We start from the raw sequence: 10,053 nt of genomic DNA, 5'->3' as shown, positions 1-10,053 counted from the left end.
CTTCCCGAGAGCACGATCCCGCCTTCTTCGCCCTCGTGAACAAGGGGAACCTTTCCAGTGTCGGCGCCCGGCTGGTAACATTCCTTGAGGATTTGCAAGCTGCGTCCGAACAGGTTTTCCCCAACCTGCCTGTAGGAGATTGCGCCCTTGCCGATCTCCACCAGCTCCTCGGCGGCATAGAAGGCCTTCCTTGGACGCTCGGGCTCGAAGGCGAAGAATTCCGCCAGACCGATGGGGATGCCGTCCAGAATTCGCTTCAGGGCTCCGACCGAGGGATTGGAGGCGTTCGATTCGATCAGCGAGATCGTCGAATTGGGCACTCCGGTGCGCTTGGCGAGCTCACGCTGGGAAAGCTTATGGGCGATGCGGAGATGGCGAAGACGGTTGCCGATATCGACTGACATGATGCGGTTCGTTTGTGTTGTCCAGAATATCCAAAATTATATCTTTACATCCTTTGAATTTCAACAGTTTGCGCCGACAAAGAAAAGGACTTGTTTGAAAGGGAGAAATTGCCATTCTCGGCGCCACCCCAAAGGAGGCCAGGATGGACCAGCTCAGCAAAACGAACGCACCCGTACTTGAAAATTTCTGGATGCCGTTCACTGCGAACCGGCAATTCAAGGCCACACCGCGGCTTCTCGCAGCAGCCGAGGGAATGTACTACACCGACATCGATGGAAATCAGGTGCTTGACGGCACGGCCGGGCTCTGGTGCTGCAATGCCGGCCACGGCCGCAAGAAGATTTCCCAAGCCGTCGAACGACAGCTTGCAACGCTGGATTATGCACCGACCTTCCAGATGGGGCATCCGATCGCCTTCGACTTTGCCTCGAAGCTGGCTGCGAACGCGCCGGGCGGCCCGCAAGCCAAGCTCGACAGGATCTTCTTCACCGGCTCAGGCTCGGAATCGGTCGATACGGCGCTCAAGATTGCCATCGCCTATCAGCGGGCGATCGGCCAGGGCACCCGCACGCGGATCATCGGGCGTGAGAAGGGATATCATGGCGTCGGGTTCGGCGGCATTTCCGTTGGCGGTCTCGTCAACAACCGGCGGGTCTTCCCGCAAATACCGGCCGACCATATGCGCCATACGCTCGACATCGGGCGCAATGCATTTTCAAAGGGCCTTCCCGCTCACGGCGTGGAACTGGCGGACGATCTCGAGCGCCTGGTGCAGTTGCACGGCGCCGAAACCATCGCGGCCGTCATCGTCGAGCCGATGTCGGGATCGGCAGGCGTCGTTCTGCCTCCGAAGGGCTATCTGGAGAAGCTGCGCGCAACCGCCGACAAGCACGGAATCCTGCTGATCTTCGACGAGGTCATCACCGGCTTCGGGCGTCTCGGCACGCCTTTCGCAACCGACTACTTCGGCGTCGTGCCCGACCTGATCACCACGGCAAAGGGCATCACCAACGGCACGATCCCGATGGGCGCGGTCTTTGCCAGCCGCAAGGTCTATGACGGCCTGATGGTCGGACCTGATAATGCGATCGAACTCTTCCATGGCTACACCTATTCCGGCCATCCGGTCGCCTGCGCGGCCGGGCTCGCTACTCTGGAGATCTACGAGGAGGAAGGCCTGCTGACCCGCGCAGCCGATTTGGCCGAGTATTGGCAAGAGGCCCTCCATTCGCTGAAAGGCCTCCCTCACGTCGTCGACATCCGTAATCTCGGACTGGTCGGCGCAGTCGAACTGGCTCCTCGTGACGGCGCGCCGGGAACCCGCGCCTACGAAATCTTCGTCGACTGCTTCAACAAGGGCCTGCTGATCCGGGTGACCGGCGACATTATCGCCCTTTCCCCGCCGCTCATTATCGAGAAAACCCAGATCGACAGAATTGTTTCGACACTTGGCGATGCCCTGAAGCGCGCGGCATAGATCCGCATCCCGCGTGCCGCTCCCGTCGGCGATCGGACGCCTGGTCCATCGTCGACGGAACCATCCGGCACACCGAGACGGAGCTCAGCGCTTCAAGGTCTGTGACGGTAGTTGGCCGAAACGCTTCCTGTATTCGGCAGCAAACCGCCCCAGATGCGTAAATCCCCATCTGAGCGCGACGTCGGCAATGCCTTGCTTCGCATCAGACGCGAGCAAATCGCGATGGGCCGCGGCCATGCGAAGTTCATGCAGGTAGGCCATCGGAGTCGTATCCCTGAACTGCCGAAAACCCTGTTGCAGAGTGCGAACGCTTACCTTGGCGGCCATCGCGATATCGTTGAGCGAAATCGGCTCGGCGATGTGTTCCTGCATGAAGTCGATCGCCCATTTCACATGGCGTGGGGCTGGTGCCGGAGCAGGGAGCGCAAGCTGGTTCGAATAGCGATTGGGGCAGCTTTCCAGAAGCAGGTAGACCGCCGCGTCGAAGAGCGAGCCGACGGCCAGCGGCGACCGTTGCAGCGGCCCGTTGCCGCTAAGGCCGCGATGGAGGCTCGAGACAAGCTGCTGCAATACAAGCCCCGGGCCGGCCGTCAGATCGATGTGAGGATGAAAATCGATATCGCCGCTGATCGTTCGCTCGAACATCTGCGTGAGGTGGCTGATGATCTTTGCCTGATCGATGAACAGGCCGAAATGACGGCGGGGGCCAAACAGGCGAGCACCTGTGGCACGACCTGCTTCAAGGATCGTGCCACGAGCGGGAACCGAATATATTTGCTCCCTCATGCCGTCGAAGCATGCGTTTCCCTCCATCGGCAGAAAAACGATCATCCTGTCGCAGGGCGCCTCCCGCCTGACGAGAACCGTGCCTTCATAGGTGCAGTCGGCAACTGCTACCTCTCCGACGGAGATGAAATTGCAGTGGAATGCAATGGGCATATTGCCTTCCGCCGAAACCTTGATCGGGGAGTTTGGTGTCGACAATATCTCCGAGAGCTCGTCCGGGTCTGTTCCGCTGTGCGCCGTTTCCCGAAACGACATGTTCTGCGCCGCCAGCTGTCGGGTGAGGCCGCCATTGTTCTGGATATGAGAATTAACCGACATACGGGACCTCTAAAGACGATGTTCACAAGTGATAATGGATTTGCGCAATCATGCTCATCTTGTTTTGCGTTACCCGGGCGGTTTCAGCCGTAGCGGCTGATTGCGAGATCCCTCGCGTCGATTTCCGGCTGGCGGCCGCTGACGAGGTCGCCGATGAGCCGCGCCGAACCGGTGCTCATGGTCCAGCCAAGTGTGCCGTGGCCAGTATTGAGAAAGAGGCCGGCGACTTTTGTCGGGCCGATGACCGGCGTGCCATCAGGCGTCATTGGCCGCAGGCCGGACCAGAAGGAGGCCTTGGAAATATCGCCACCGGGGAAGAGATCGGTAACTGAATGTTCCAGCGTGCTGCGGCGGGCCAAGCCGAGATCATTGGTATAGCCTGATATTTCAGCCATGCCGCCGACGCGGATGCGGTCGCCGAGCCGGGTGATCGCGATCTTGTAGGTCTCATCCATGACGGTCGATTCCGGCGCGCGCGACGCATCGGTGATCGGGATGGTGAGCGAATAGCCCTTGACAGGATAGACCGGCAGCCGGATGCCGAGCGGCTTGAGCAGCAGCGGCGAATAGCTGCCGAGCGCGATCACCACCGCCTCCGCGCTCATCCGCTCACGATCGGTGATGACCCCACGCACCCGGCCGGCTTCGACATCCAGCGCCTTGATCGTCGTTCCGTAAGCGAAGCGGACGCCGAGCGCCTCGGCCTTGGCAGCCAGCGCATTGGTGAACTTGAAGCAATCGCCGGTTTCGTCCTTCGGCGTCAGCAGACCGCCGACAATCTTGTCGCGCACGTGCCTGAGCGCCGGTTCGAAGCGGACACAGCCGTCCCGGTCCAGCACCTCATAGGGAATGCCGTCGGCAGCCAGCGCCTTGACATCCTTTGCCGAGGCCTCGAGCTGCTGCTGCGTGCGGAACAGCTGCAGGGTTCCCTGCATGCGTTCGTCATAGGCGATGCCGGTCTCCGCGCGAAGTTCGGCGAGCGCGATGCGGCTGTAATCGGCAAGGCGCAGCATGCGGCTTTTGTTGATCGCATAGCGCTCGGAGGTGCAGTTCGACAGCATCCTTGCCATCCAGGAGAGCATAGCCATGTCTAACTTCGGGCGCAGGATGAGCGGCGCATGCTTCATGAACAGCCACTTCATGGCCTTCATAGGAATGCCGGGCGCTGCCCATGGCGAGCAATAGCCGAAGGAGACTTCCCCGGCATTGGCAAAGCTCGTCTCCAGCGCCGGACCCGACTGCCGGTCAACGACGGTGACGTCATGGCCGGCCTTGGCCAATTGATAAGCGGATGTGACGCCGACGATGCCGGCTCCTAGAACGATGACCTTCATGATGTTCCCAATGATGGAGCCGCCGGCTCTCAGCGATATTGCCTGTGATAACGATCGCCCAGGCCGGTTAGGATTTCGTAAGAAATGGTGCCGGCGTCGCGGGCAATGTCCTCGAGCGTCTGATGGCGGCCTAGCACTTCGACAAGGCTACCGAAGGTCAGAGCGCCTTCGGGCAGCGCTGATATGTCGACGGTCGCGCTGTCCATCGACACGCGGCCGACGATCGGCAGGCGAATGCCCTTGAAATAAACGGCGCCGCAGTCGCTGAGGCTCCGCGGCAACCCATCGGCATAGCCGGCGGCAATGGTGGCGAGACGCGTTTCGCGTTGCGTGACATGCGCGCCGCCATAGCCGACCTTAGCACCCGCCGGCACGCTGCGCGTCTGCACGACGGCGACATCAAGGCTGACGACCGGCTCCATCGGGTTCTTCTCGCCGGCGTTCGGAGCGCCGCCATAAAGCGCGATGCCGGGGCGGGCGAGCACGCCGTAATAGGCCTCGCCCAGGAAAACGCCGCCGGAATTGGCGAAGGAAATGTCGAAGCCCGGAAATTCATCGGCAATACGGGACATCTCGGCAAACTGCTCGCCGTTCTGCTCGCTATCCATGTCATCGGCCGACGCCAGATGACTCATGATGAACAGGATTTCGACATTGGTGCCATCGCGAAGGGCCGCGGCCAGCTCTGCTCGCTCTTCCCTGGGAAAACCGAGCCGCGACATGCCGGTGTCGAACTGCAGGACAGCAGGCAGGCAGCGCTTCAGAATGCGCGCAGCCGCCGACCATTGCCGCCACTGCGCCAGCGAATTGAGAACCGGGACGATGCCCATCTCGGCGCAGGCGATCTCGTTGCCCGGCTGCAAGCCATTCAGCACGAAAACCTGAGCGTCCTGCGCAAGAGCCGGCCGGAGCCTCACGGCCTCGACAAACTGGGCGACGAAGAAATGCCTGCAACCTTCGCCGTAGAGCGTTCTCGCGACCCGCTCGGCGCCGAGGCCATAGGCATCGGCCTTGACGACGGCGCCCGCACGGACCGGCCCCAGCATCGATACCAGCTTGCGATAGTTGCGGCCGAGGGCGGCAAGATCGATCGTCAGATAGCCCGTGGCTCCCTGCGCGGTCGTAGCGATGCGTGTGCGGGAAGCCAAAATATCGCTATCCATGTCCACCCCTTTTCGATTTCAAGGAGTTTATGAAATAATGAGCGAAATTGCCTATCATTCAGTAGTCGATTATTGCTTGATTTGCTTATTAACCGCATCATCAACGAAACTTTGGAACAATCTCTCATGCCCGCTCTCGACGCGATCGATCGCAATATCCTGAGACTGCTGCGCCTCGATGCGCGCATGAGCAACGCCAAGCTCGCCGCCGAGATCGGCCTCTCTCCCTCGGCCTGCCTCAGGCGCATCAAGATCATGGAAAAATCAGGCGTGATCCGCGGCTATACGGTGCTGGTCGACACCGGCAATGCAGATGAGATGATCGCCGTGATCATCAACATCACCCTAGAGCGCCAGACGGAGGACTATCTTGATCGCCTCGAGGCGGCGGTTCGCCGGCATCCCGAGATCCGGGAATGTTTTCTAATGACGGGTGGCTCGGACTATCTGTTGCGGGTGGAGGTTGCCAATGCGGGCGAGTTCGAGCGGATCCACAAAGAGATCCTTTCGACCTTGCCCGGCGTCCTCAGGATCCATTCCAGCTTCTCGATCCGCAATGTTCTGGCGACGCGCACGAGGGGCCGGCGCTGAACCGCGATCTTCAAGCCTATATCAGTTCGAGCGCCGTGGCCTTGGCGACCGCTTCGCTCGTCGTGGCGACGGTCAGCTTCCGCCGCGCCGAGGCGAGATAGAGCTGCACCGCGCTTACCGAAATGGACAGGCGGGCGCAAATCTGCTTCGCGAGCAAGCCATTGGCCGTCATCTCAAGACATTGCAGTTCGCGGCGCGACAATTGCGGAAAATCGGTTATTTTTCTCATCCCCGACAGAACCATTGCCCTGTCGTGAAGATGGTGGGCGAGAAACTGGAGGTCGCGCATGCTGTCCATGCGGAACTGTCGCCAGTAGGCGTCCGGGTGATTGGAGGTCACCGTAAACAGTGATCGCTCTCCGTGAGGTCCGCGCACCGGCAGGGTAACGCCTTGCCGGCCGACACCGAAGGCCATAGCCTCCTTGAAGAAGCCATATGCCTGGCCTGAATCCCATTTAGACGCAGACCATTCCACGGGCAGGAAGCCGCGCCGGCCGAGGCGCACGACGGGATCGATGCTGAAGTAGTCCCGCTCAAGATATTGCTTCACCCACTCGGGCGGGTAGGTCAACATCAGCAATGGATTGCTGGCCGTCGCCCCCGAGGAGCGGGTCACATGCAGAACCATGTGCGATATCGCATAGATGTGGCGGACTTCATCCAGCGTCGTTTCGAGATCCCGCAATGTCGGCGATGCGGAAATTCGGTCCAAACTGTAGAAAAAACGAGAACTGCTCAGCATGAGATGGACTCGTGGTTGCGTGTTTTCCTGACTGCTCGCAGTGGTAACATTTCGCGGTTGCCGAGAACAGCATATTTTATGGCAACCATGGCGCGATGTGAAGAACAGGTTAAAGAGCTGGCGAGACCTATCCCACTGCTGGGCGGCAGAACAGCGACGACGCTTACCGCATGCCGCTATCGGCGAGAGCTCTGGCAGGATTGGGAGAGGCTTGCTCCAGAAGTCGAGACAGGTTGGCCCGAAGTGTCCGACAATTGTCCGCCGTCACGTCCCATAGTCCGACATACAGCTTGCCGATCTCGGGCCGGGATCGGGCAAGCGGCGTCGGCCTCCAGCCGATCCTGCGGTACACCCCGACCATTGCGACATCATAGACGCCGACGATGCTTTCGATACCCGTGTCGAACGCAAGATCGCAAAGCCCTGAGAGCAGTTCGGTGGCGACCGTGCGCGATTGGTCTATCTGTCCGGCGAGCGGATGAATGCAAAAGCGGGTACATTCCCAGGTCGTCGGGCTATCGACGTCGATAGGCTGATCGAAGAAATGCCGGAACTCGCTTTTGAGCATCGTCGCTCCTGTGGTCGGCAGCAGGCGCAGCGAACCCGTCAGCGTGCCGGAAGGTCGTTGCGTGACGAGATAGACGGGATCTTCCGCCTCGTCGTATCGGTCCCTTTCCCACTGGTCCCGGACATCGACCTGCCATCCTAGCCGATCGCGAAAAACGGCGGCGCGTGCCCGGAACATTTCATCGAAAGCACGTCGATCGGTCTCGAGCATGTCTTTGGTGAGTATCCGCAACATATCCGTCCCTCCTGATGTGCTGACGTTTCACAACAGGAGGTCGACCGGGCGCAATCTGGATATTTCACCAGGTTGACCGGTGCTTCGCTTTGCCTTCCCCTTTCATAAGAAGTTTCTGATGTTCGTCGATCGAAAGCTCTTGGTAATTGCCAATTTTAACGCAACCAACGGGAGGATTCTTGATGACCCACGACATGGCACGCGGCAAACGTATTCGAGAGGCGATATCCCGGGGCAAATTCCGGAAAGTTCACGCCCTGGCGGCCGAACTAGACGTGTCCGTCGCCGCCGTCTCCCGCTGGCAGAATGGTGGCCATACCTCGCTGGAAAGCGCCTGCGCGCTCGCCGACCTGCTGGATGTCTCCCTCGACTGGCTGCTGCTCGGGCGGGGCACCATGGACTGGCATAGGAACAGCGCGATCTCCGCCACGGAATTGCAAATGGTTCTGGCGTTGCGCAACCGGTCTGCGGCAACACGGTCCAATCTCGCTGGGCTGGTCGAATCCATCCCTCCTGAGCACCCGTAACGCCAAGCGCAATTCTGTGAGATTTTTTGACCTGAGGTCAACACGTTTAGGTTGCTAAAAAGCAGATCGTCGACGATCTTTCTAGTTAAAGCTTCAACGGCGGCACAACAGGGCGGCCAGCCCGCCCTGCCCTCGCCGCCGCAGAGACCTTGTTTTCACTCTCAACGCAGAAGGGTCGTTGGCGTCGGCTTTTGACGTGAACCTATCAATACGCTGTGCGCAAGGCCGCAATATTTCTCCCATCCGGATCCGGAATATTTCCTCGATCTGGTCCCAGCAAGTCTCAACCGATTTTGGAGTCAGTCAATGACAGTTGCGCTTTGGAGTCAGTCAATGACAGGGGCGAACCCGGCCCATATCGGCGCCACTGCGCCTGCAGTCAAACCGCAGCCTGCCTTCGCGCAGACCGATCTGGTTGCATTGTCGCGCTATTTTTCTCTTCTGATGATGCGCAACATCACAAGCGATGGCTATGTCATCGAGGATCCGGCATCGCCCGGCGTCTTTTCGGCCCCCGGCTGCGTCATCGCCGCCCCCTCCTATCCCGCGAACACGCCGGGTGTCGACCAGGACTATGTTTTCAACTGGGTCCGCGACGGAGCCATTACGGCCATCGAGATCGCGCTTGCCGGCTTGCTGCCCGTTCCGGGCGGGGTTTTGCCGAGCCTGGTCGACTACGTGAACTTCGYCGCACTCTGCCAGGCGAATGCGAAGAATTCCGCGACCGTCACACTTGGCCATGCCTGCTTCACCATCACCGGCGAGGTTCGTCCGTGGTCGGAGCAGAATGACGGGCCGGCTATTCAGTCGATTGCGATCCTGACCTTGTTCGATCAGCTGGATGGCGCCACGCAGACGATCGCCAAACAATTGGTCGAGACAAACCTCTCTTATCTTCTCGAAGTTTACCAGAACAAGACCACAAATCTCTGGGAGGAATATGAGGGCTATTCCTTTTTCGCAAGAGCCGTACAGCTGCGCTTTTTCCGGGAAATTTCCACAAACACGATCGGTATTGCCGTGTCTGCCGGGGTGGCCGATGCCATCTCCTGGCTGGAAAGCCAGCTGGCCACCCACTGGAACGGGCAGCTCTATGTGAGCATTCTGGACGCCGCGGAGCAAGCCGGTTACGACGCGAATATCGATATCGTCTCTTCGGTCTGCTATGGCGGGATCGAGCCGACCGATACCAAGCTTCTGGCAACGGCGGCCATCCTGCGGCGCCAGTGGGCCGATCCTTCATCTTCGAACTATTACCCGATCAATGGCGCCGACGCGGCCAAAGGGCTCGGACCACTCTTCGGGCGCTATCCAGGCGACCATTACGATGGCGATGTGGCGGCCCCGGTGGTCGGTGGGCATCCCTGGGCTCTGTGCACCGCCAACTTCGCCGAGTTTCAATACCGGCTCGCCAATGCCATCGCGGCCAGCGGCGCCATCCCCATCGATCAATTCTCCGAACCCTTCTTCGCGGAACTGGGACTTGGCGCATCCAGCAGCGCCGCCGACGCGTCCGCTGCCTTGCGGGCTTCGTCCGACGGCATGCTGCGCGCCATCGTCTATCACAGCGATCACTATGAGCTGAGCGAACAGTTCGATGGAACCGTTGGCTACGAGAAAAGCGTCCGGAATCTGACCTGGAGCTACGCCTCCTTTCTCTCGGCAGTCAGAGCCCGCTCCGCCGCCGCCCCGGCCGCTGCCAAATCCAAACCCCGAAACTCCCGCGGCGCGAGGTCATGACGATTTCGGGCCGTCCGGCCTGAAATCTCGATTGAATCCAGAACGGCATGATCCGCAAAGCCTGATGCGGGCTTTCCGGGAATAATGGAGGACCAACGTGCTTTTTCCCCTCGAATCCGCGATAAAAGCCGATGCCAAGACCGTTGCTACGTCTGACGACTACGATAT

General features: G+C 60.0%; 10 protein-coding genes. 4 read left to right on the top strand and 6 right to left on the bottom strand.

Annotated features, from left to right (window positions below; translation table 11 throughout):
- Positions 1-404: helix-turn-helix domain-containing protein (locus AC1D1Z_RS29785; RefSeq protein ID WP_477852496.1), on the bottom strand; the 404-nt coding region annotated here is incomplete at its 3' end.
- Positions 405-547: 143 nt separating this feature from the next.
- Between AC1D1Z_RS29785 and aptA the strand changes: the two genes are divergently transcribed.
- Positions 548-1,882 (top strand): omega-aminotransferase AptA, encoded by a 1,335-nt coding sequence (aptA, locus tag AC1D1Z_RS29780; protein ID WP_018245417.1) that lies wholly within the window; start codon positions 548-550, stop codon positions 1,880-1,882.
- A gap of 84 nt (positions 1,883-1,966) precedes the next feature.
- Here aptA and AC1D1Z_RS29775 read toward each other — a convergent pair whose 3' ends face one another.
- The 3 genes from AC1D1Z_RS29775 to alr form a co-directional block, all read right to left on the bottom strand.
- On the bottom strand, positions 1,967-2,986 hold the full coding sequence (locus AC1D1Z_RS29775; RefSeq protein ID WP_018245418.1) for a helix-turn-helix transcriptional regulator: 1,020 nt from the start codon (positions 2,984-2,986) through the stop codon (positions 1,967-1,969).
- A gap of 83 nt (positions 2,987-3,069) precedes the next feature.
- Positions 3,070-4,320: a D-amino acid dehydrogenase gene (locus AC1D1Z_RS29770; RefSeq protein ID WP_018245419.1), complete on the bottom strand. Its 1,251-nt coding sequence runs from the start codon at positions 4,318-4,320 to the stop codon at positions 3,070-3,072.
- Between the two features lie 29 nt (positions 4,321-4,349).
- On the bottom strand, positions 4,350-5,483 hold the full coding sequence (alr, locus tag AC1D1Z_RS29765; protein ID WP_018245420.1) for an alanine racemase: 1,134 nt from the start codon (positions 5,481-5,483) through the stop codon (positions 4,350-4,352).
- 126 nt (positions 5,484-5,609) lie between these two features.
- Between alr and AC1D1Z_RS29760 the strand changes: the two genes are divergently transcribed.
- Entirely contained in the window at positions 5,610-6,074 is a 465-nt protein-coding gene (locus AC1D1Z_RS29760) for an Lrp/AsnC family transcriptional regulator (RefSeq protein ID WP_003550368.1), read from the top strand.
- Between the two features lie 16 nt (positions 6,075-6,090).
- Here AC1D1Z_RS29760 and AC1D1Z_RS29755 read toward each other — a convergent pair whose 3' ends face one another.
- Together AC1D1Z_RS29755 and AC1D1Z_RS29750 are read right to left on the bottom strand one after the other, a co-directional pair.
- Positions 6,091-6,816 carry a helix-turn-helix transcriptional regulator gene (locus tag AC1D1Z_RS29755; RefSeq protein WP_018245421.1) on the bottom strand — a complete coding sequence of 242 codons (726 nt, stop codon included), beginning with the start codon at positions 6,814-6,816 and terminating at the stop codon, positions 6,091-6,093.
- A gap of 163 nt (positions 6,817-6,979) precedes the next feature.
- Positions 6,980-7,618 (bottom strand): acyl-homoserine-lactone synthase, encoded by a 639-nt coding sequence (locus AC1D1Z_RS29750; RefSeq protein WP_018245422.1) that lies wholly within the window; start codon positions 7,616-7,618, stop codon positions 6,980-6,982.
- 182 nt (positions 7,619-7,800) lie between these two features.
- On the opposite strand from AC1D1Z_RS29750, the gene AC1D1Z_RS29745 reads away from it, so the two are divergent.
- Entirely contained in the window at positions 7,801-8,145 is a 345-nt protein-coding gene (locus AC1D1Z_RS29745; RefSeq protein ID WP_018245423.1) for a helix-turn-helix domain-containing protein, read from the top strand.
- A gap of 306 nt (positions 8,146-8,451) precedes the next feature.
- Complete coding sequence (locus AC1D1Z_RS29740) at positions 8,452-9,885, top strand: glycoside hydrolase family 15 protein (protein ID WP_477852495.1); 1,434 nt, start codon at positions 8,452-8,454, stop codon at positions 9,883-9,885.
- The last annotated feature ends 168 nt before the right edge of the window (positions 9,886-10,053 follow it).

It is taken from the genome of Rhizobium sp. P1_E1 (assembly GCF_056406015.1).
The sequence above is the reverse complement of the archived record's forward strand: the minus strand, read 5'-3'. Positions and strand labels throughout refer to the sequence as shown.

Bases quoted from the DNA above. Each gene is read 5' to 3' on its own strand.
- aptA (WP_018245417.1), top strand. From the start codon at position 548: ATGGACCAGCTCAGCAAAACGAACGCACCCGTACTTGAAAATTTCTGG.
- AC1D1Z_RS29775 (WP_018245418.1), bottom strand. From the start codon at position 2,986: ATGTCGGTTAATTCTCATATCCAGAACAATGGCGGCCTCACCCGACAG.
- AC1D1Z_RS29770 (WP_018245419.1), bottom strand. From the start codon at position 4,320: ATGAAGGTCATCGTTCTAGGAGCCGGCATCGTCGGCGTCACATCCGCT.
- alr (WP_018245420.1), bottom strand. From the start codon at position 5,483: ATGGATAGCGATATTTTGGCTTCCCGCACACGCATCGCTACGACCGCG.
- AC1D1Z_RS29760 (WP_003550368.1), top strand. From the start codon at position 5,610: ATGCCCGCTCTCGACGCGATCGATCGCAATATCCTGAGACTGCTGCGC.
- AC1D1Z_RS29755 (WP_018245421.1), bottom strand. From the start codon at position 6,816: ATGCTGAGCAGTTCTCGTTTTTTCTACAGTTTGGACCGAATTTCCGCA.
- AC1D1Z_RS29750 (WP_018245422.1), bottom strand. From the start codon at position 7,618: ATGTTGCGGATACTCACCAAAGACATGCTCGAGACCGATCGACGTGCT.
- AC1D1Z_RS29745 (WP_018245423.1), top strand. From the start codon at position 7,801: ATGACCCACGACATGGCACGCGGCAAACGTATTCGAGAGGCGATATCC.